Genomic DNA, 21154 nt, shown 5'->3' on the forward strand with positions numbered 1-21154 from the left:
GTGCTCTCTTGAATCGTCAGTTCGACCCGGTGAAGTATCAACCCCGCGCACAATATTTGAGAAAAGGTCCGCTTCTGGCCGATAGCAGCCGCACCCGCTATTGGGGCCGGTTCGAAGGAATAACGGCCCTAGAGCGCCCCTGCGCGGCAGTAGGATGCAACTCAAATCTCGATGATTAACTTTTTGGCTCTACCGCATTCACTGAGTCCAATTGCCCGCTCATGCGATGTAGGAAGCCAATGAGCACCTCAATCTCGTCCTCGCTCAAAGCTGCCAAAAGTAGTCTCTCTCTCTCAAGCGCAGTTACCAACACACGATCATGCAGCTTGCGGCCCGACGCTGTGAGCGAAACGGTATAGCGCCTAGCGTCCTTTGAATCGACCTCGGTTGCCACGTGGCCATCACGCTCCAGCACTTGCAGTGCTCGGCTGACAGCGCTCTTGTCGAGGCCGATCACCTGAACCACGCGATTAGCACTGATGTGATCCTCGACTGCGAGCATGGCCAGCACCCGCCATTCCACAATCCCTATCCCGAAGTGCTTGCGGTAGCAGGCAGAGGCCCCGCTGGACATTTTGTTGGTCAACGATGTGAGTAGCGCAGGAACGTAGCGATCCAGGTTGAGGGGCGAACGAGGCATGACGAGCGGTTCCTGCACGTAGGTCTAATTGGTTGACATCGCAACTAAAATGCTTAGGATGAGAATCACACAAAGATTCCGCGTTCGCATCATAAGCGCACGCGACACGACAATAAAAATCCAGAGGTGCCGTGCCATGTCTTGCCTACCCCTGACACCCCCTTCGTAATTTCTTCTCCAGCTAACGCTCCCAGCCAGTAAGGCCGGCTCACATCTATTCGCTATCAAACACTGCAGATCTGCGGTGGGGTCACGCTCATGCTCGAAGTTTGTGTTTCTCGAAAAACCGCTGAAGCTGACGGTGTATGCAGCTTCGAATTAACTGCCGCCAACGGACTGGAATTGCCGACCTTTACAGCGGGTTCCCACGTCGACGTGCATGTGGCGCCAGGTGTTGTCCGACAGTACTCGCTGTGCAATTCGCCGCAAGAGCGTGGCAGGTACGTCATCGCGGTGCTGAATGAGCCGGCTTCCAGAGGTGGTTCAAAAGGCATGCACGCCGACGTTATGGAAGGTTCCAGCCTGACCATCAGTGCGCCTCGTAATCTGTTCGATTTGGATCTCAGCGGCGATCGATATGTGCTGTTTGCCGGAGGTATCGGCATCACGCCCATCCTGGCTATGGCTCATACCCTTTTGGTAGCGCGCAAGCGCTTCGAGCTCCATTACTGCGGTCGCTCTGTTGAGCGGCTGGCGTTCCTCGATCTTCTGAGCGACGCGCCCTTCGCGCAGCACCTCCGTCTTCACGTAGACAATGGGCCAATCGAACAGCACCTGGATGCCGCGAAGATCCTAGCGGCGCCCGGGCAGGGGGATCAGCTCTACGTTTGCGGCCCATCAGGCTTCATGTCGCACATTCAATCCACTGCGAAGGAGTCTGGCTGGGCTGATCAGCAAATCCATCGCGAGGATTTCGCGGCGCCCCCGCAAGTTCTTGAAGGTGATCAACCCTTCGAAGTCGAGCTCTCACGCTCTGGTCGTGTGATTGAAGTTCCTGCGCAAAAGACCGTTTTGGAAGTGTTGCTGGAGCACGACGTTGAGGTCGAAAGCTCCTGCGAACAAGGCATTTGCGGCGCTTGCATTACTCGAGTTCTTGCGGGCGAACCAGAGCATCGCGATCAGTACATGAGCGCAGCAGAGCATGCGCGAAACGACAGTTTTACACCTTGCTGTTCCCGCTCCCGCAGTCCGCGCTTAGTGCTGGATCTGTGACCCTCTAACAAGAACTACCTGATAGCTGGAGATCGCTATGAGTACATCGCAAGCTCAGTCGCTCGCATACGAGGTGGGAGCTCCTGCAGAGCTACCTAAATTCCCGCTGAACCAGTGGTACGTCGCGGGCTTTGCGTGGGAGCTGAAAGATAAACCTGTAGGCAGAACCCTGCTGGGCAAACCCGTTGTTCTGTTCCGTACAGCAGACGGCCAGCCAGCGGCGCTGGAAGACCGCTGCTGCCATCGGGCTCTGCCTCTGTCGCATGGCACGCTCGAGGAGAAAGGTGTCCGCTGTGGTTACCACGGTCTGCTGTTCAACGGCGCGGGACAGTGTCTTGAGGTGCCCGGTCAGGCCAAAATTCCAACGAAGGCGAAAGTCCCTGCTTACCACGTTCGAGAGCGTGATCAGATCCTCTGGATCTGGTTTGGCAGCGCAGATCAAACGGAACCGACCTGCGAACCTCCGGCATACGATGTCCACAGCAGCGGCGAGTACGTCTACGAAGGGGACGTCTATCACTACGACGCTCCTTACCAGCTCATCCATGACAACCTGCTCGACCTGAGCCATCTGGGTTACGTGCACCTGCGCACCATCGGTGGAAACGCCAGCATCCATATGAACGCTCAGATGCGTGTTGAAAGTGATGACGCCACTGTGCGGGTCATTCGCCATATGCCGGACTCGGTTCCGCCACCGACCTACACCGCTGCTTATCCCTTCAAGGGCAAGGTTGATCGTTGGCAGGAAATCGAGTTCCGCGTCACTCACCTCCGAATCTGGACTGGTGCAGTCGATGCCGGGACTGACTCGCTTGAAGATCCTGGGCGCGGTGGATTCCACATGCGGGGGTTCCATGGGGTGACTCCCGAGACTGAAAACACCAGCCACTACTTCTGGACGATTGCCACCAACCCGAAGAGCAATCACGAAGAAACCAAAGCGAAGGTCGTCGAGCAGACCGCGATGACCTTCGATGAAGACAAGGTCGTTATCGAAGCTCAGTACAAGAACATGCTCGAATTCGGCCCTCGGTCGATCGTGGACATCCATGTGGATGTAGGGGCCAACCGCGCACGCAAGATCATTGAGCAGCTTCGCCAGGAATCCTGATGGTCTACCGGGAGGCGACCATAACTGCCTCCTCGCAACACATCTCACAGGGCGCCAATGGCGCATAGATGGAGGACATATGTCTGTAAATCGTGGTGTGGTTTATCTCGGCCCGGGCAAGGTCGAAGTTCAGAGCATTCCCTATCCGAAGATGCAGGATCCGCAGGGCAAGCAGATCGACCACGGCGTAATCCTGCGCGTCGTCTCCACCAACATCTGCGGTTCTGATCAGCACATGGTGCGTGGTCGCACCACTGCGCCCGAAGGTCTGGTGCTGGGCCACGAGATCACCGGTGAAGTCGTCGAGATCGGCCGTGGCGTGGAAACCATGAAGATCGGCGACCTGGTCTCGGTGCCGTTCAACGTCGCCTGTGGCCACTGCCGCACCTGCAAGGAGCAGCACACCGGCGTCTGCCTGACGGTCAACCCGTCCCGCGCCGGCGGCGCCTACGGCTACGTCGATATGGGCGGCTGGGTCGGGGGCCAGGCCGAGTACGTGATGGTTCCCTACGCCGACTTCAACCTGCTCAAACTGCCGAACCGCGAGCTGGCCATGGAGAAAATCCGCGACCTGACCTGCCTCTCCGACATCCTCCCCACCGGCTACCACGGCGCGGTGACTGCCGGCGTGGGGCCGGGCAGCACCGTATACATCGCCGGCGCTGGCCCAGTCGGGCTCGCCGCTGCTGCTTCAGCTCACCTTCTGGGCGCCGCCGTGGTGATCGTTGGTGACGTCAACCCGACTCGCCTGGCCCACGCCAAGGCCCAGGGCTTCGAGATCGCTGACCTGTCCAAGGACACCCCGCTGCACGAGCAGATCGCCGATCTGCTGGGCGAGCCGGAAGTGGACTGCGCGGTTGACGCGGTGGGCTTCGAGGCCCGTGGTCATGGCCATTCGGGCTCTCAGCACGAGGCTCCGGCCACCGTGCTTAACTCGCTGATGGGCGTTGTACGGGTGGCCGGCAAGATCGGCATTCCGGGCCTGTACGTTACCGAGGATCCGGGCGCGGCGGACGCGGCCGCCAAGCAGGGCTCGCTGAGCATCCGCTTCGGCCTGGGCTGGGCCAAGTCGCACAGCTTCCACACCGGCCAGACTCCGGTGATGAAATACAACCGCCAGCTGATGCAGGCGATCATGTGGGATCGCATCAAGATCGCCGACATCGTCGGTGTGGAAGTCATCACCCTGGACGACGCGCCTAAAGGCTACGGCGAGTTCGATGCCGGCGTGCCGAAGAAGTTCGTTATCGATCCGCACAACCTGTTCCGCGCCGCTTGACGTATTACACCGGCTACCGCCCCTTTTGCCTCGGGGCGGTAGCTCGTCATCGCTTGGTCGACCTGGCCGAGCTCTTGCGTTGCACGCATAACAAAAACAAAAAGGTCTCTGATGAAATTCTCACGCTCCCTTCTCCGCAGGGCGGCTATGGCCGTCCCCGAAAACCCTCCAGCAGTTATTCGGGGGGGCGCTCAATGAGCCAGTCGATCAGTATTCAGCTCGATCAGAAGGACATGGGGAAGTTCCAGTGGGTGGTTATCTCCCTCTGTTTCCTGATCAATATGCTCGACGGATTTGACGTCCTGGTGATGGCTTTCACCGCAGCGTCCGTATCGAGTGAATGGGGACTCAGTGGTATCGAGCTTGGATATCTGCTGAGCGCGGGCTTGGTCGGCATGGCGCTCGGTTCACTTTTCATTGCTCCCTGGGCCGATCGATTTGGCCGCAGGCCTCTGATTCTGCTCTGCATCTCGATTGCAGGCGTTGGCATGCTGGTGTCATCACAGGCGCCGTCGGTGACGATGCTGGGGGTTCTCAGGCTACTGACAGGATTGGGAATCGGCGGTGTTCTCGCGAGCAGCTATGTCATTGCAGGTGAGTACGCCAACAAAAAATGGCGAAGCCTTGCAATAAGTCTTCAGTCGACAGCCTACGCTTTGGGCGCGACCCTAGGCGGTTTGATCGCCGCCCAGATTATCCCGCAAATGGGATGGCGTTCTGTCTTCCTTTACGGCGGTATAGCCACACTGCTTACCTTGCCCGTGTTGTACTTCCTGCTCCCCGAGTCCATCGCCTATCTTGTTGTCCGTCAGCCTCGTGATGCTCTGCTTCGAATCAACCGGCTCCTGAGCCGTGTGGGGATAGAGCAGATTGCAGACATGCCGAAATCGGAACAGGGCGCTCAGGCCTCGCTGGGCCAGACATTCGCCGGTCTGTTTTCCAAAGACCTTTTGCGCCCAACGCTGTTGGTTTGGGCAGGGTTCTTCCTGGTGATGTTCGGGTTCTACTTCGTCATGAGCTGGACGCCGAAGCTTCTGGTCACAGCCGGATTGTCGAACCAGCAAGGGATTACCGGCGGTGTCCTGTTAAACGTCGGCGGTATCCTCGGGACTTCACTGATAGGTCTGCTTGCTGCTCGCTATCGCCTGTCGCGAGTCCTGATGAGCTACCTGATTCTCAATGCTCTCTTCCTCGCCATCTTCGTTAATTTCACCTCCAACCTGAACCTGGCATTTGGCCTTGTGCTGGTGATTGGCGTCCTGGTGAACGGATGTGTGGCAGGACTCTATGCGCTTACGCCGAGCATCTATGGCCCAGAGCTGCGTGTCACCGCATTGGGCTGGGGGATCGGTATGGGAAGAGCGGGGGCAATTCTCTCTCCCTTGGTGGCGGGCCGTCTCATCGATGCCAATTGGAAGCCTGCGGATCTCTATCTGCTGTTCGCGTCAGCCTTCGTCGCAGCGGCGGTCATCGTCTGGCTGATGAAGAGTAAGGCTGCGCCGCACGTCGCGCTCAAACCAGCCTCCTGATCCGATCACCCATAAGAACAATAAGGTGACACCCAATGAGCAATCAGTTTTCGGGCTTTAGGCTTGCCGGCCTGGGGATGCTTGCCGCTTTGCTTTCGCAAGGGGCGGCGGCGGACTTTGTTGAGGACAGCAACCTCACCCTCACTGCACGAAATTTTTATCTGGATCGAGACTACAAGGGCGAAACCCCATACTCCGCAGCCAGGGAGTGGGCACAGGGCTTCATCGTGAGAGCGAATTCGGGATTCACGGAAGGAACGGTTGGCCTGGGCGTCGACGCCATTGGCATGCTGGGGCTCAAGCTGGATTCTTCTCCCGACCGCACAGGTACTCAGTTGCTTTCCTACGACCCGGTAACTCGTGAGGCGAAAGACGAGTACTCCGAACTAGGCTTGGCAGTGAAAGGAAAAATTTCCAAGACGAAGCTCTCGGTCGGAACTCAATTCCCTGCTTTGCCCATCATCAACGCGAGCCCGGCGCGCCTACTTCCGCAGTCGTTCCGCGGCGCTTACATGATTTCCGACGACATCGATGGCCTGACTGCGCATGTGGGGCGCATGGACAGGGTCAACCTGCGTGACTCCACCGACTATCAACCGATCGGATTAGCGTCTCCCAATGGTCGATTCCGGCCGGGAGCTTCGTCCGAGCGGTTTGATTTCTACGGCGGCGACTATCGCTGGTCGGACAGCCTGACCCTGCGGCTTTTCCATGCAGAGCTTCGCGACATCTACACCCAGGACTTCCTCGGGGTACTTCACACACTGCCGCTCGGTGAGGGAAAGCTCAAATCAGATATTCGCGTATTCAACAGCCGTGATGATGGTCAGGCCAGAGGCGGAAAGGTCGACAACCTGAACGTGGGAGGAATGTTCAGCTACCTCTGGGGTGGTCACAGCCTGGGTGTTGGTTACATGAGGCAATTCGGGGACACGGCTTTCCCCTACATTGCCGGCGGGGAACCGGTGGTTTTGAGTGATGGAACGATGAGTGCGGATTTCGTTAACCCCAAGGAGCGAACCTGGGCCGTGAAGTACGACTATGACTTTGCCGCGTCGGGCATACCGGGTCTTACCGGGATGATGCGTTACCTGCATGGCGACAGTATCGATCTTCCTGCGTTGGGCGGCAGCAATCTCACTGAGTCGTCCAAGGACTTCGAGCTGGCTTATGTCATCCAATCCGGCCCCGCTAAAGGCTTGGCATTTCGGGTGCGGGAGGCTTTCTATCGAAACCAGCAAGGAGCGGCCTCGACCTTCCGGAGCGATAACGAGACGCGCATAAACATCGACTACACGATCAAGGTCTGGTGAGCGGTAGGCTCTGCCTGCGCATGGCGCAGGCAGAGCCTGACCTCACGCGGTATGGCCTCCGAGAGTCTCGGCAACCCAGTCAGCGATGAACTGACCAGCGTTGATGCTGTTGTCGAAGCTGGAGTGTTGCACGCCACCTTCGCGCTCGGTGAAGATCTTCAGTTCGCGCTTCGGGCTATTTACCAGTTGCTCGAAGGTGCGGTGCGCCCATTTGAGAGGGATCTGCGAGTCCTTCTCGCCATGGGTGACCAGGAACGGAACCTTGATGCGGTCGAGCACGCCATCGAGGTGCACGTTCTCCGAAATCCGCATGAAGTCATCGATGTCCTTCGCGCCCCACACCCAGCAAACGTGAGCCCAGTAGTGCGGCACCGGGAAGCTGCCCTCTTTCTCGAGACGACGCTTCTGGACATCACGCCAATCGTGGTTAGCACCCCACACCACGCCGCAGGCAAAGCGAGGCTCGAAAGCGACTGCGCGGGGACAGTAGTAGCCGCCCAGTGAAACACCTTCCATACCGACGCGTTTTGCGTCCACTTCGTAACGGGTTTCAAGCCAATCGACCACGCGACTGGCCCAGTGTTCGCTGTCGTAACGTGCAGTGAGCCCATGCAGTCGCAGGGCTTCGCCGGTGCCAGGCTGATCGATGATTAGCGAAGACACCCCACGCTTGGCCAGCCACGCCGGCAGGCCCACGCGGTATTTCATTTCTTTGGTGGAATCGAGGCCGTTGACCTGAACCAGCAACGGTGCAGGGCCTTCAACGCCCTCGGCGCGGACGTAGAGCCCGGAGATGACTTTGCCCTCGTAGGGGATCTCGACGCGCTCGCAATTCTCCTTCGACATTGAGATGCCCAAGGCAAATGTCTCTAGGAAGCGCTGGTAGAGAGCTTCACGTCCAGGAGCGCCATGGGCCTGGAGACGTTCGCAGGTGAGGTAGTAGGTAGCGGCACGGCTGTATTTCTCGCCTGCAGAGAGCAGGCGGCCGGCGAACTCATCCTCCTCTGCGAGACCACAGAGCTTGTCGGCCATTTTCGACCAGGTCTCGCGGAAGGCCGCGGTTCCAGCTGCATCTGGCTGTTTTGCGGCTTCCTGAAGAGGAGCGCACATTTCTTCGATTTCGCCCATGCGGGCACCCATCTCGATGGCGAGATCCACCGACAGGTTCCAAACGTAGTTGGTAGGGAAGTAGCGGAACATGTTCTTGTTGTCCTTATGGGGGCGGAAAGTGAACCCGGAAATCTCAGGCACGCCGGGCACGATCAGATCAGGACGTTATGCAGAGCAGGGAGCTTTGGCCAATCGCGAGTAGGGATGCGAGGTATCGCGAAACGAGATGCTGCAGTCAGCAGGTAGCTCTGAGACTGGGGAAGCTAGAGGCAGCGAGGCGCCATCGTAGATTGATGGCGCTTTAAATGAGAGGGGAGGGCATGCCCCTATGAAACCGCCACATCGGCCTGTGCGCCGGCTTGGTCGAGAGACTGGATAAAGTCGTGAACCTTCTCTCTCAGCCAGCGATGCATGGGGTCACCATCCATGCTGCGATGCCACTGCATAATCTCCCGCATCACGGGAATTTTGACGGGCGGCGGGATAATCCGTAGAGGCAGATATCGTGCGTAAAGCTCCGCCAACCGGCGATGCATGGTCGCTACTCGATGGGTGCCAACCAGCAGCTGAGGCAGCGTATTGAAGTCGTTGGTGATGACTTCGAGGCGGCGTTTGAAACCGTACTGGCTCATGAACCAGTCCTCGATGCTCAATTGCCGGGAGCGGCCGAACGCAACGGAGATGTGGCCCATCTCCATGTACTGCTCCAGGGTTAGCGTGTCTCCGACATAAGTATTTCCTTTCCAGACGACGCAGACGTGCTCCTCCTCGAAGAGCAGCTGAGAAGGGTGTCCTTCAATCACATAGCGCTCTGGGACAAACATCAGATCGACCTCACCCCGCAAGGTCATCTCAACTGCCTGCTCACCTGGGGGGTGCATTTCAAACGTGATGCCCGGAGCTTCCTGATGGATACGCTGAATCACCTGCGAAAACAGGACACTGATCAAGTAGTCAGAGGCGATCAAGCGAAAATGCCGCTTGCTAGTGGTTGGGTCGAAGACGGGTTTTGCTGTGATGGAGGAACGAATCGTGAGCAGCACTTCGCGCACTGGTTTGGCCAGTTCAAGTGCATAGGGCGTCGGCTGCATAGTCCGGCCCACCTGTACCAGAAGGTCGTCCTCGAAATACTTGCGGAGCCTGCCCAGCACACCGCTGGTGGCGGACTGTGTCATGTGAAGACGTTCGGCGGCACGGGTAATGTTCTGTTCTTCCAGAAGCACATCAAGTGCGACCAAAAGGTTCAGATCCAGATGATGAAAACGCATGGCGATGCATCTCGGTTCTTGTAGTTATTTTTGAGATACCTTCGTGCGACATTCTCGATACGTCAAGAGAACAACCTGCCAGATCGTCTGAAACCCCCTGCCCAGCTTGTTTCAAGCCATGTATCGCGATTGTGGATAGCTGGCATCCCGACTCGCGATTAGTCAGCACTACCTCACGTCAGCAATCTCCGCTCCAGTCGAGCGGCATGCCTACCGCGGCGACACCACCACCGGCCTTGCCGCCGGATCATAATTTCAATGGAGTGGTAGCCATGAACATTCTTGGCCTTGACGCCCTGGTCTTTGGCGTCGATGACCTGCAAGCCTGCGCTGATTGTCTTCGCGATTACGGACTGACTGAAGTCCACCTGAACACTGAGGGTGGCCATTTCGAAGCTCTGGACGGATCTGCAATCATCATCCGTCATCCCGACGATGCGGAGCTGCCGCCGGCAATCGGCCCGGCACCGTCGCTTCGTGAAACCGTCTATGGCGTTGCCAGTGCCGCCGACCTTGCCGCGATCGAAGACGAGCTGAGTCGGGATCGCGAAGTGCGTCGTGACTCCAACGGTGCTCTGCACACCGTAGATGACCTCGGTTTTGCCATCGCCTTCCAGGTTTCCTGGCGCCGTCACTTCGATGCTCCGGCTGACCTCACCAATGCCCCGGGTAGTGCTCCTCAGCGCCCCGCGAACCAGTTGGGTATCACCCCCGATATGGAGGCTCGTCCTCGCACTCTTTCCCACGTTGTCTACTTCGTGCCCGACGTGGCCAAAGGTGAAGCCTTCTATCGTGATCGTCTGGGTTTCGTGACCACGGACAGCTTCGTTGGTGTGGGGCCCTTCATGCGCACCAAGGCCATGGATGACCACCATTGCCTGTTCATGATCCAGACCCCGCCCCATATGCAGGGCTGTGAGCACTTCACTTTCCATATGGGCAGCGGTACCGAAGTCCTTTTGGCCGGCACTCGCTTCCAGGAGAAGGGTTGGACGAGCTTCTGGGGCCCAGGCCGTCACCTCTTCGGCTCCAACTGGTTCTGGTACTTCAACAGTCCCCTGGGCTGCCACATCGAATATGACGCTGACATGGACAAGCATGACGACGCTTGGGCGGCTCGCCAGGCACCCATGTCCGCTGACAACTCTCAGTTGTTCCTCTTCACCTCTCGCGAGAAATGGGCCCCCGGCGGCCCGCCGCCCAAACAGGGCTGATCCGTGGATCGCAGCATCGCGCTTTGTCCTTTCGATCGCTTGAGAGAGGGCGAGGCGATCGGCTTCGATCCGTTCGGTACAGGCCGCGACACGTTGTTCGTGCTGCTTCATCGGGGCGAGGTGCGGGTTTATCGCAACAGCTGTCCTCACCTCGATGTGCGCCTGGAATACCGAAAGGATCGATTCCTGTCAGCCGACGGTCAGCGGGTCATCTGCTATGCGCATGGCGCCCAGTTCATGCCCGACAGCGGCGAGTGCGTCTATGGCCCCTGCCTCGGGCAGTCGTTGACGGCTCTGGAGTTCGCTTTCGAGGGCGGATCGCTTGCCCTCCGTCTCGATCCTCACGGCCAGCCAATTGAGGTATCTCGCAGCGCGATAGGTCGCATCCGAGGACTCGATTAGTCAAATCCCACTGTGCTCGGGAAACTCGACCCCAGCACGAATAACGGCCGCACCTCGTAAGGATGCGGAGAACAAGAACAACACGTGTGAGTAACGTCATGAATACTGCAAAAGTGCTGATAGTCGGTGGTGGCATCGGTGGCTTGTGTGCCGCTATCGCGTTGCGCCGCAAAGGGATTGAGGTCGACCTGGTCGAGCTGAAGACCGAGTGGACTGTCTACGGCGTGGGTATCATCCAGCAGAGCAACGTCGTCCGTGAAATGGCCAAGCTGGGGCTGCTCGACGCCTACCTTGATGCTGCGTATGCGTTTGAGGATGTCGGTATCTACACCACTGACGGTGTTCCCCTCGTGCGTATCCCTGGGCAGCGCCTAGCTGGCCCTGAATACCCTGCCAACGTCGGCATTTCTCGCCGCGCACTGCACAAGGTACTCACCGAAACGGCAATCGAGCTCGGCACACAGGTGCGTCTCGGCACATCGGTTGAAAGCTTCGAGCAGGATACAGACGGCGTCGACGTGGTTTTCAGCGATAGCAGCAGCTCTCGTTACTCGCTCGTTGTAGGTGCTGACGGCCTGTTCTCGAAAGTTCGCAGCCTGATGTTCGGCGACAAGTACCAGCCTCGCTTCACTGGCCAGTCGGTCTGGCGCTACAACTTCCCGCGCCCCGCTGAGATTGATCATCTCGCCAACTACCAGGGGCCGTCAGGCAATGCAGGCCTTGTCCCCCTGGCGGAAGACCTGATGTATCTCTTCACCACTTCCCATGAACCGGGCAATCCCTGGATGGCCGAGGACTCCCTCGCAGCGGAGCTGCGCAAGCGTCTGTCGGGTTTCGGTGGGCTGATCGGCAAGCTGCGCGAACAGATTACCGACAACTCGCAGGTCGTATACAAGCCGCTGGAAGCGGTATTCGTCGACGAGCCTTGGTACCGCGGCCGGGTTCTGCTGATCGGTGATGCTGCGCACGCGACCACCCCCCATCTGGGACAGGGCGCCGGCATGGCGATTGAGGATGCAGTTGTCCTGAGCGAAGAACTGACTGCCGGCGGCACCGTGGCCGAGCAACTGCATCGATTCATGGATCGCCGCTTCGAGCGCTGCAGATTCATCAGCCAGAAATCCCTCTTCGCAGGTGAGAAAGAAATGGAGCAAGACCGCCATTTCGATCGCATTGCTTTGGTCAAGCAGATGCTGGAGCTCACTGCCCGTCCCATCTGAGTACCTGACAGGTGCGCCATGCCTAGGCGCACCTGATCACAAGCCAACACTGACTTACAAAAACAATAATGAGGTGACTTAAATGCTGTCTAGCAAGCGTGCACCCGTACGGCCGTTGCCGCGACTCAAGCCTCTGGCATTCGCGATCTCCATCCTGGCTATCACCGCCGGGATACCTGATGCGCGCGCATTCGAGTTCGATACCGGCAACCCTGATCTCCGGACTCGCTGGGACAACACTCTGAAGTACAGCGCCGCGTGGCGCACCAGGGATCAGAGCGACAAGCTGACTGAGGGCCAAACGGCGCTCAACCAGGATGATGGTGACCGCAACTTCGATAAAGGGCTGATCTCCAACCGCCTGGATCTCCTTTCCGAACTGGACATCACGTACGGCGATGTCGGTGCTCGCCTGAGCGGTGCGGCCTGGTACGACGACGTTTACAACCGCGGAACGGACAACAACGACCCCTCCCGCGCCAACAGCTACTCCGTGGATTACGACGAGTTCACCGATGACACTCGCACGCTGCACGGTCGAAAAGGTGAGCTGCTGGACGCCTTTCTCTTCGGCAAGACCGACATTGGTGACATGCAGGCATCGGGGCGCGTAGGGCAGTACGCAATGCAGTGGGGTGAAAGTCTCTTCTACGGCATGAACGGTATCGCCGGTGGCATGGCTCCGATCGATGTGGTCAAAGGACTCTCTGTACCGAACACCCAGTTCAAGGAACTCATTCGTCCGGTGCAGCAAATCTCCGGGCAATTGCAGATCACTCCGGACGTCTCGGTCGCCGCCTACTACCAATTCGAGTGGGAAGCGAACCGCCTGCCGGCCGCTGGTAGCTACTTCTCGACTTCAGACTCCTTCGGCGATGGCAACGAACGTATGTTCATTGGCGCGCCGCTGTTCCCGGGGGCTCAACCGCTAGCGTTCTACCACGGTAATGACAAAGAGGCGAAAGACTCCGGTCAGGGTGGTCTCCAAGTTCGTTGGCGTACGGATACAGTGGACTGGGGTGTATATGCCATCCGCTTCCACGACAAGAATCCTCAGCTCAACGTCCGCCCGGACTTCGCCAACCTCAATCCCCTGAGCGGTAAGGCCGGCGAGTACTACTGGGTTTACCCGGAAGGTATCGAGTCGCTCGGCGCGAGCTTCTCCACCACGCTCGGCAACTTCAACGTTGCGGGCGAGCTCTCCACCCGCTGGAACCAGCCGCTGGCATCCACCAGCCAACATGCTCTGGCGCCCGGCGAAGCGATCAACAACGACGACGATCCCGTCTACGCGACTGGCCGCACCCTGCACGCGAACTTGTCCTGGCTATCCAGCCTGGAGCCGAACTTCATCGCACCGGAAGCCAACTTCCTGGGTGAGATCGCCTGGAACCGGGTCATGAGCGTTAGCAAGAACCACGATGCTCTCGACCCGAATGCTGATCGTGACGCCACCAGCCTGCGCCTGGTTTTCGAACCGATGTATCGCCAGTTCCTGCCGGGCCTGGATCTGTCCGTGCCGATCGGTGCCAGTTACACCAATGGTGCCTCCGAGGCGCTCGGTACTGGATTCGGCGCCGATCACGGCGGTGACATCAACGTCGGCCTGAAGGGCAACTACCTGAATACCTGGAACCTGGGCCTGACCTACACGCACTACTACGGCCCGGAGAACACCTTCCTGGACGCAGACAACCACTACACCTTCGAACAGTCGCTCAAAGACCGCGACTTCATCGCCTTCACCGTCAGTCGCACCTTCTGACCGAGGATTTTTCGATGAAACACAACAAGAAGTTCGTTTCCCTGCTCACTGCCTTGAGCGCCTCGCTGTTCTTTGCACACGGAGCGATGGGAGCCGTTTCGGCTGATGAAGCCGCCAAGCTCAAATCGACGCTTACCCCGTTCGGCGCCGAGCGTGCCGGGAACGCGGATGGCAGCATTCCCGAATGGAAGGGTGGCCTCACCCAGGCAGACCCCTCCTACAAGGCCGGTGGGAAGCGTAGTGATCCGTACGCAGCTGATCAGGCAGTTCTGACCATCACTGCGCAGAACATGGCTCAGTACGCTGACAAGCTGTCTGCTGGCACGCTAGCCATGCTGAAAAAGTACCCGGACAGCTACAAGGTCGTCGTGTATCCGACGCATCGTAGCGCCGCTGCGCCCCAGGCTGTGTACGACGCGACCTTCGCCAACGCCACCAGTGGCAAGCTGGTAGAGGGCCCTGGCGGGCCGATGCCGGAAGGTGCTGCTGGCGGCATTCCGTTCCCGATTCCTCAAAACGGCGCGGAGGCAATCTGGAACCACCTTCTGCGTTGGCGCGGCGCGTCCTGGCACGCGAGCTTCACCCAGTACCTCACCACTGCGGATGGCAAGCACGTGCTTACCAACGACTCCCGCGCAGATCTGCAAATGCCCTGGTATCTCCCAAACTTCAATAGCGACAAGGGCGTGTTCTGGTCGATCCGCATGACCAATGATGGCCCGCCTCTGCGTGCCGGCGAAGGTATCACCGGTCTTGAAAACCTCAATGCTGAGAAGACTGCCGCCTGGACTTACCTGCCGGGGCAGCGTCGGGTGCGTCGTCTACCCAACGCTTGCTGTGATACGCCGACTCCGGCGACTGCTGGCGTAATGAGCTTCGACGAACTCTATGTTTTCAACGGCCGCATCGATCGCTTCGACTGGAAGCTGGTCGGCAAGAAGGAGATGTATATCCCCTACAACTCCAACCGCGTGTTCACTGCTGCGAGCCCGGAAGCACTGCTCGATGCGCACCACATGAAGTCCGACGCTGTGCGCTGGGAACTGCACCGTGTGTGGGTGGTTGAAGCCACGCTGAAAAGTGGTGCGCGGCACGTAATGCCGAAGAGCACCTACTACCTCGACGAGGACACCTGGACTGCAGTCCTGGGTGACCGTTACGACGCCCGCGGCCAGCTCGCGAAAGTCCTGTGGACTTCGCCCGTTGTTCTGCCTGACCTGCCGGGTACCGCCTCGCTTACCACTGGCTTCTACGACCTGCTCTCCGGAGCCTGGTTCGTGGGTGATGTCTTCGCTGGCAAGAGTGAGCAGTACCGCATCGTGCCGCCCTACAAGGACTCGGTGTTCACCGCTGATGCGATGGCGGGCGAAGGCGTTCGCTGATCTCGGCGGGGCGTGAGCCCCGCCTGCTCCACATAAGAACAAAGAAAGGTTGCGTGCGATGAAGAAGATAGTCTCCAGCTTGCTGCTGTCAGCAAGTTGCACCCTGTTGCCTGCCTGGGCATCAGGCACGATGGATGTCCTTTCCCAGCCTGCTGTGGTCGGGCCGCAAGCCCTGAAGGCTGTGCTACTGGACGTCAATCAAGCCGGCTCGCGGCTGGTGGCTGTCGGCGAACGCGGGGTTGTTCTGCTGTCCGACGATGGCGGCCAGCAGTGGCGTCAAACCGCCAGCCCCGTCAGTAGCACGCTGACCAGTGTGCAATTCGTCGATGCAAAGAACGGATGGGCCGTCGGTCACTCTGGTGTCGTCCTGCATAGTGGCGATGGCGGCGAGAGCTGGAGCTTGCAGCTTGATGGAAAGCAGGCTGCCGCGCTTGAGCTGCAAGCGGCTCAAGCCTCTGGCGATGCTGGCCGTCTTGCCGCGGCACAACGCCTGTCCGCTGATGGCGCCGACAAGCCTTTTCTGGTCGTGAACTTCGTTGATGCACAGCACGGCGTGGTTCTTGGGGCTTATGGCCTGGCTATGATCACCGAGGATGGAGGCAAGACCTGGCGGTCTTGGATGGGCGAGCTGCCTAACCCGAGAGGCCTCCACCTCTATGCTATGGCACGCGACGGCAATGAACTCATCATCGTCGGAGAGCAGGGGCTCCTGCTGCGCTCCACTGACGGAGGTCAGAAGTTCGACCCGATAGAGGGGCCGTATGAGGGGAGCTACTTTGCCGCGGCCATTCTCCCCGATCGTCGCGTATTGGTCGGTGGGCTGCGGGGCAAGCTCTTCTCGTCCGAGGACGGTGGAAGCACGTTCCAGGCTGTCGACAATCCGGTTCCGGCCTCTCTTAACGCCATTCGTGTTGTTGGCGATCACCTGGTGCTGGTCAATCAGGCCGGCATGCTCCTCCAAAGCAAGCTTTCGCCTATCCGCCTTCAGCCTATCCCCGTATCCGACGGACTTCCGTTGGCGGCTGCCACTCAAGCTGCCGATGGCGCGCTGGTGGCAGTCGGTGTGGCCGGCGCGCGTCGCCTGGCGCCTTCCTCCAATACCACGACCGCGGACTGAGCCATGCAAGTACAGACCTCTCCGGCGCCGTCCAACGGCAGCCTCGACGATTTCGATAGCGCTTCTGGCTCCGTGCTCGAGCGTGCCCTGTTCAACCACCGAGCACTGGTTCTTCTGCTGTGCCTCGCTGCAACCTTGCTACTCGGCTGGCAAGCGACACGCCTAACGCTCAATGCCAGTTTCGAGAAGATGATTCCCCGCGAGCATCCATTCATCGTCAACTACCTGGAGCACCGCCAGGAACTGGCAGGTCTGGGGAATGCGGTACGCATTGCCGTCGCCAACCCCAAAGGCAATATTTACGACAAGGACTACCTGCATACGCTGCAGCAGCTCAATGATGAGGTGTATCTACTTCCCGGTGTCGACCGTGCGGCGATGAAATCGCTGTGGACGCCGTCCACTCGTTGGACGGGGGTAACGGAGGAAGGGCTCGAAGGCGGCCCGGTGATTCCCGACGGTTATGACGGTGGCGCTACTAGCCTGGATGCCCTGAAGCGCAACGTGGAGCGCTCCAACGAAATTGGCCAACTGGTAGCGTTCGATCAGCGCTCCAGCATCGTTTACGTGCCCTTGCTGGAGCGTACGCCCGATGGTCAGCCACTCGACTACACCGTTTTCGCCCATGAGCTTGAAAAGATTCGCTCCACCTATCAGGCCCAAGGTGTCGAGATCCACATCACAGGCTTTGCGAAGGTCGTTGGCGATCTCATTGATGGGTTGAAGCAGATCCTGATTTTCTTTGCTGCCGCGATCGCCATCACTGCCGCGGTGCTCTATTGGTACACACGTTGTGTACGCAGCACATTCCTGGTTGTCACCTGCTCCCTGGTAGCGGTGATCTGGCAGCTTGGCCTGTTGCCTCTACTCGGGTACGAGCTCGATCCGTATTCCGTGCTGGTTCCGTTCCTGGTGTTCGCGATTGGCATGAGTCATGGCGCCCAGAAAATGAACGGCATCATGCAGGACGTTGGGCGCGGTATGCATCGTCTGGTAGCGGCCCGCTTCACCTTCCGTAGGCTCTTCCTGGCAGGGCTTACCGCTCTGCTGTGCGACGCCGTCGGCTTCGCAGTATTGATGATCATCAAAATCCAGGTCATCCAGGATCTGGCCGTGATCGCCAGCCTTGGCGTCGCTGTACTCATCTTCACCAACCTGATTTTGCTCCCCGTGCTGCTTTCCTATGTTGGAGTGAGCCGGCGAGCTGCACGCCGCAGCCTTCGCGCAGAGGAGGCGGAAGCAAGCGGAGAGGAGAAGCATGCGGTATGGCGCTTCCTTGATCTGTTCACCCACAAGCGTTGGGCGACCCTGTGTGTTGTGGTAGCCGCTCTCATGGCTGCTGGTGGATACGCTGTCAGCCTCAAACTGAAGGTGGGCGACCTGGATGCCGGTGCGCCTGAGCTTCGTCCGGACTCTCGCTACAACCGAGACAACGGCTTTATCACCCGGCACTACGGCGCGAGCAGCGATGTATTTGCAGTGATGGTGAAAACACCTGCTGGTGAGTGCTCCGCATACAACACGCTGAAGCGTGTGGACGATCTTGATTGGCAGCTTCGTGGTCTAGAGGGCGTGGACTCCACCAACTCTCTGGCGTTGTTGAATCGCCGAGTCCTGGTTGGACTTTCCGAGGGTAATCCCAAGTGGTACGAACTGGTCAACAACCAGGCGACGTTGAACATGGTCACTGCGGGTGCACCGCGAGGTCTGTACAACGATGACTGCAGCCTGCTGACCCTTTATGCCTACCTCAAGGATCACAAGGCTGACACGCTCACTAGCGTCGTCGAGAGTGTCGAGGGATTCGCAAAGAACAACGACACCGAGCACGCTCAATTCCTGCTTGCCGCAGGTAGTGCAGGGATTGAGGCCGCGACCAATATCGTGGTGAAGCAGGCTAACCGCGACATGTTGTGGTGGGTATACGGTGCGGTAATCCTGCTCTGCCTTGTCACCTTCCGTTCGTGGCGTGCCGTTCTTTGTGCGGTTCTTCCCTTGGTACTCACCTCAATTCTCTGTGAGGCACTGATGGTCGTCCTGGGGATGGGGGTGAAGGTTGCGACTCTTCCAGTGATTGCCCTGGGTGTGGGTATCGGCGTCGATTATGCGTTGTATGTCATGAGCATTGTGCTCTCGCAGCTGCGCCAAGGAGCCAGTCTTTCCGAGGCGTACTACCGGGCACTGCTCTTCACCGGGAAGGTGGTGATGCTGACTGGCGTGACCCTCGCTATCGGTGTCGGTACCTGGATCTTATCTCCGATCAAGTTCCAGGCAGATATGGGCGTTCTGCTGGCCTTCATGTTTGTTTGGAACATGGTCGGCGCCCTGGTTCTGCTGCCTGCGCTTGCCTACTTCCTGCTTCCTAGAGGTGCGACTGCAGCTTCGGTCGCCAAAGCCGCGCTTCCGCACAACCTGGAAGAAATTCACCACGACCGCACCTGCTGCAAGCCCCACGCAACTGTTCCCCTGGCGTGAGCCAGGGGTTCGGACAGTCCGCGACATAAAGACAAGAACGAGGACATCTGAATGGCCCGCATTACCTGCCTGCTGCCCACACTGTTGATTGAACTAGCTTCTGGCCTGTCAAGTTTTGGTGCCTGCATCTGCTCCCTTGAGGAGATGCGACATGAGCACTGAGCGCAGCGCTGGAGCCGCACAATCCGTTTTGCTGCTTTTTGGCAGCTGCCTGCCGGTGCTCGGCGCAGTATTAATCGCTCCGGTACTGCCGCGCCTGCAGGCTCATTTCTTTGATTCTCCTGGTTCCACGGTGCTGGTTCCAGTCGCGCTCACCATACCAGCGTTGATGATCGCTCTCGTGGCCCCCATCGCAGGGGCTCTGGTCGACCGCTTCGGTCGTCGGGCGTTACTCCTGGCGTGCATGCTGGTTTACACACTCTGCGGGACACTCCCCCTTATTCTGGATTCATTGCCGCTCATTGTGGCGAGCCGGGCAGGCCTTGGGCTCGCTGAGGCAGGGATCATGACCTGCTGCACCACTTTGATCGGTGACTACTTCGAGGGCGAGCGGCGGGAGCGATTGTTTGCGTTGCAGATGGTCGCCAGCTCGCTCTCCGCAGCGCTCTTCATGGCCGTAGGCGGCTCGCTCGGTGAGGTAGGCTGGAGAGCACCTTTCGTGCTGTATGCCGTAGGGCTGCTGTGCATACCTCTCATGGCAAAACTTCTCTGGGAACCCGCTGCCAGCCAGTTGGAGAACTCTACGCCCAGCAGCTCAAGTTTTCCTTGGGCAAAACTGCTGCCGCTCTATCTGGTCAGCCTCCTCGCGGGCGTCAGCCTTTTCATCGTGCCCGTACAGGCCGGATTCCTGCTCAACCTGATTCACGTCGATGCGCCTCAGCAGATCGGCATCACGATGGGAGCTAACCAGCTGGGAGTTCTTGCTGGGGCGTTGCTCTTCCATATCTTTTCGGGGTTCTCAGCTCCGCGACTGCTCGCCATTGGGTTTGTGATTGCTGGTGCTGGTGGCGCCCTGATGAGCCAGACGGCAAACGTGGCGCTGATGGTAGTCGCCGTACTGATCAATGGCATGGGCGTGGGGCTACTGCTTCCGACGCTGATTACTCAGGTCATGCAGGAAGTTGATTTCACCCAGCGTGGGCGGGCTACTGGCGGATTCACAGCGGCGATCTTTGCTGGCGAGTTTCTGAGCCCCTTGATCATTCTCTCGCTGACGGGTGGAGACCATGCAGGGCTGCCCTTTGCCCTTCTCCTGTTTGCAATTGCTCAACTCGTACTGGCTCCGATCTGCCTGGTTCTGCTTCGCAAGCGCCGAAAGGCGTACGTGGCAGAAGCTGTATGAGCGACCTTTTCAATCTGACCGGGAAGATCGCGCTGATCACTGGCGGTACCCGAGGTATTGGCCTTGCGGTGGCGCGAGAGTTAGGTCGCGCCGGTGCCAAGGTCATCATCAACAGCGAGGATGCCGATACGTCCAGTCAGGCCGCAGCCGAGCTGGTCGATGCTGGCATTGAGGCCTATGCGCTAGTTGCAGATCTGCGTTTTCAGCCGTCTGTGGCTGACCTGGCGAAACAGGCACTTGAGCTGTTTGGCCGCGTGGACATTCTGGTCTGCAATGCCGGCGTTGCCCCTCACATGGGGGCGCTTTTGACCGCTAGCGATGCCGATTGGGATTTGACCTTCACCGTCAACTTGCGCAGCGCGATGTGGTTAACGAGCTATCTGCTTCCCGCGATGGCGAAACATGGTGGAGGTAGCGTGATCCTGATGTCGAGCATTGCCGGGGTGCGCGGAAACAAGTCATTAGGCCTGTATGGAATGTCCAAGGCCGGCCTTGCGCAGCTCGCGCGCAACCTGGCTGTGGAGTGGGGGCCGAGCAATATCCGCGTGAATGCAATCAGCCCTGGCGTGATTCAAACCGAGTTCGCACGCCCCCTTACTGATAATCCTGAAGTCGTACAGCGCCGAATAGCCCTCACACCATTGCGTCGCTTCGGCTGCCCCGAGGAGGTGGCCGCTTTGGCAGTGCTACTCGCGGCTCCGGGAGGCGCCTTCATCAGCGGCCAGAACATCATCGTCGACGGCGGTACTACCGTCGGTGACGGCAATTGAAA

General features: G+C 58.9%; 17 protein-coding genes. 14 read left to right on the forward strand and 3 right to left on the reverse strand.

From position 1 onward, the window contains the following. Nucleotides 1-175 precede the first annotated feature (175 nt). Nucleotides 176-640 (reverse strand): MarR family winged helix-turn-helix transcriptional regulator, encoded by a 465-nt coding sequence (locus RS899_RS10775; RefSeq protein ID WP_315809885.1) that lies wholly within the window; start codon nt 638-640, stop codon nt 176-178. 258 nt (nt 641-898) lie between these two features. Here RS899_RS10775 and RS899_RS10780 point away from each other — a divergent pair, with 258 nt between their 5' ends. The 5 genes from RS899_RS10780 (at nt 899) to RS899_RS10800 (ending at nt 7087) form a co-directional block, all read left to right on the forward strand. Further along, a complete protein-coding gene (locus tag RS899_RS10780) occupies nt 899-1852 on the forward strand; it encodes a PDR/VanB family oxidoreductase (protein WP_315809886.1) in 954 nt (317 codons plus the stop codon). 37 nt (nt 1853-1889) lie between these two features. Beyond that, complete coding sequence (locus RS899_RS10785; protein ID WP_315809887.1) at nt 1890-2966, forward strand: aromatic ring-hydroxylating dioxygenase subunit alpha; 1077 nt, start codon at nt 1890-1892, stop codon at nt 2964-2966. 79 nt (nt 2967-3045) lie between these two features. Next, a complete protein-coding gene (gene fdhA / locus RS899_RS10790; protein ID WP_315809888.1) occupies nt 3046-4245 on the forward strand; it encodes a formaldehyde dehydrogenase, glutathione-independent in 1200 nt (399 codons plus the stop codon). A gap of 194 nt (nt 4246-4439) precedes the next feature. Continuing rightward, nucleotides 4440-5774 (forward strand): MFS transporter, encoded by a 1335-nt coding sequence (locus tag RS899_RS10795; protein WP_315809889.1) that lies wholly within the window; start codon nt 4440-4442, stop codon nt 5772-5774. A gap of 35 nt (nt 5775-5809) precedes the next feature. Continuing rightward, entirely contained in the window at nt 5810-7087 is a 1278-nt protein-coding gene (locus RS899_RS10800) for an OprD family porin (RefSeq protein WP_315809890.1), read from the forward strand. A 42-nt stretch (nt 7088-7129) separates the two neighbouring features. Here RS899_RS10800 and RS899_RS10805 read toward each other — a convergent pair whose 3' ends face one another. Then, on the reverse strand, nt 7130-8287 hold the full coding sequence (locus RS899_RS10805; RefSeq protein WP_315809891.1) for an alpha/beta hydrolase family protein: 1158 nt from the start codon (nt 8285-8287) through the stop codon (nt 7130-7132). Between the two features lie 236 nt (nt 8288-8523). Further along, nucleotides 8524-9465, reverse strand: coding sequence for a LysR family transcriptional regulator (locus RS899_RS10810; protein ID WP_315809892.1), 942 nt, complete (start codon nt 9463-9465; stop codon nt 8524-8526). A 272-nt stretch (nt 9466-9737) separates the two neighbouring features. Between RS899_RS10810 and RS899_RS10815 the strand changes: the two genes are divergently transcribed. The 9 genes from RS899_RS10815 to RS899_RS10855 all read left to right on the forward strand — a co-directional run bounded on the left by RS899_RS10815 (nt 9738) and on the right by RS899_RS10855 (nt 21152). Further along, nucleotides 9738-10679 carry a VOC family protein gene (locus RS899_RS10815; RefSeq protein WP_315809893.1) on the forward strand — a complete coding sequence of 314 codons (942 nt, stop codon included), beginning with the start codon at nt 9738-9740 and terminating at the stop codon, nt 10677-10679. 3 nt (nt 10680-10682) lie between these two features. Beyond that, nucleotides 10683-11081 carry a Rieske (2Fe-2S) protein gene (locus RS899_RS10820; protein WP_315809894.1) on the forward strand — a complete coding sequence of 133 codons (399 nt, stop codon included), beginning with the start codon at nt 10683-10685 and terminating at the stop codon, nt 11079-11081. A 98-nt stretch (nt 11082-11179) separates the two neighbouring features. After that, on the forward strand, nt 11180-12301 hold the full coding sequence (locus tag RS899_RS10825; RefSeq protein ID WP_315809895.1) for an FAD-dependent oxidoreductase: 1122 nt from the start codon (nt 11180-11182) through the stop codon (nt 12299-12301). 82 nt (nt 12302-12383) lie between these two features. After that, the gene (locus tag RS899_RS10830) at nt 12384-14066 is read left to right on the forward strand and encodes a DUF1302 domain-containing protein (protein WP_315809896.1); all 1683 of its coding nucleotides are present in this window, start codon (nt 12384-12386) and stop codon (nt 14064-14066) included. A 14-nt stretch (nt 14067-14080) separates the two neighbouring features. Continuing rightward, nucleotides 14081-15448, forward strand: coding sequence for a DUF1329 domain-containing protein (locus tag RS899_RS10835; RefSeq protein WP_315809897.1), 1368 nt, complete (start codon nt 14081-14083; stop codon nt 15446-15448). Between the two features lie 58 nt (nt 15449-15506). Continuing rightward, nucleotides 15507-16565 carry a WD40/YVTN/BNR-like repeat-containing protein gene (locus RS899_RS10840; protein WP_315809898.1) on the forward strand — a complete coding sequence of 353 codons (1059 nt, stop codon included), beginning with the start codon at nt 15507-15509 and terminating at the stop codon, nt 16563-16565. A 3-nt stretch (nt 16566-16568) separates the two neighbouring features. Beyond that, the gene (locus RS899_RS10845) at nt 16569-19040 is read left to right on the forward strand and encodes an efflux RND transporter permease subunit (protein ID WP_315809899.1); all 2472 of its coding nucleotides are present in this window, start codon (nt 16569-16571) and stop codon (nt 19038-19040) included. 151 nt (nt 19041-19191) lie between these two features. Then, complete coding sequence (locus tag RS899_RS10850) at nt 19192-20382, forward strand: MFS transporter (RefSeq protein WP_315809900.1); 1191 nt, start codon at nt 19192-19194, stop codon at nt 20380-20382. Next, nucleotides 20379-21152: a glucose 1-dehydrogenase gene (locus RS899_RS10855; RefSeq protein WP_315809901.1), complete on the forward strand. Its 774-nt coding sequence runs from the start codon at nt 20379-20381 to the stop codon at nt 21150-21152. Before RS899_RS10850 ends, RS899_RS10855 begins: the two co-directional genes overlap by 4 nt. The last annotated feature ends 2 nt before the right edge of the window (nt 21153-21154 follow it).

This window comes from Pseudomonas sp. C9-3, from assembly GCF_032392015.1.
Lineage (GTDB): Bacteria > Pseudomonadota > Gammaproteobacteria > Pseudomonadales > Pseudomonadaceae > Pseudomonas > Pseudomonas nitroreducens.

Coding starts and splice junctions, on each gene's coding strand:
- RS899_RS10775 (WP_315809885.1), bottom strand. CDS start 640: ATGCCTCGTTCGCCCCTCAACCTGGATCGCTACGTTCCTGCGCTACTC.
- RS899_RS10780 (WP_315809886.1), top strand. CDS start 899: ATGCTCGAAGTTTGTGTTTCTCGAAAAACCGCTGAAGCTGACGGTGTA.
- RS899_RS10785 (WP_315809887.1), top strand. CDS start 1,890: ATGAGTACATCGCAAGCTCAGTCGCTCGCATACGAGGTGGGAGCTCCT.
- fdhA (WP_315809888.1), top strand. CDS start 3,046: ATGTCTGTAAATCGTGGTGTGGTTTATCTCGGCCCGGGCAAGGTCGAA.
- RS899_RS10795 (WP_315809889.1), top strand. CDS start 4,440: ATGAGCCAGTCGATCAGTATTCAGCTCGATCAGAAGGACATGGGGAAG.
- RS899_RS10800 (WP_315809890.1), top strand. CDS start 5,810: ATGAGCAATCAGTTTTCGGGCTTTAGGCTTGCCGGCCTGGGGATGCTT.
- RS899_RS10805 (WP_315809891.1), bottom strand. CDS start 8,287: ATGTTCCGCTACTTCCCTACCAACTACGTTTGGAACCTGTCGGTGGAT.
- RS899_RS10810 (WP_315809892.1), bottom strand. CDS start 9,465: ATGCGTTTTCATCATCTGGATCTGAACCTTTTGGTCGCACTTGATGTG.
- RS899_RS10815 (WP_315809893.1), top strand. CDS start 9,738: ATGAACATTCTTGGCCTTGACGCCCTGGTCTTTGGCGTCGATGACCTG.
- RS899_RS10825 (WP_315809895.1), top strand. CDS start 11,180: ATGAATACTGCAAAAGTGCTGATAGTCGGTGGTGGCATCGGTGGCTTG.
- RS899_RS10830 (WP_315809896.1), top strand. CDS start 12,384: ATGCTGTCTAGCAAGCGTGCACCCGTACGGCCGTTGCCGCGACTCAAG.
- RS899_RS10835 (WP_315809897.1), top strand. CDS start 14,081: ATGAAACACAACAAGAAGTTCGTTTCCCTGCTCACTGCCTTGAGCGCC.
- RS899_RS10840 (WP_315809898.1), top strand. CDS start 15,507: ATGAAGAAGATAGTCTCCAGCTTGCTGCTGTCAGCAAGTTGCACCCTG.
- RS899_RS10845 (WP_315809899.1), top strand. CDS start 16,569: ATGCAAGTACAGACCTCTCCGGCGCCGTCCAACGGCAGCCTCGACGAT.
- RS899_RS10850 (WP_315809900.1), top strand. CDS start 19,192: ATGAGCACTGAGCGCAGCGCTGGAGCCGCACAATCCGTTTTGCTGCTT.
- RS899_RS10855 (WP_315809901.1), top strand. CDS start 20,379: ATGAGCGACCTTTTCAATCTGACCGGGAAGATCGCGCTGATCACTGGC.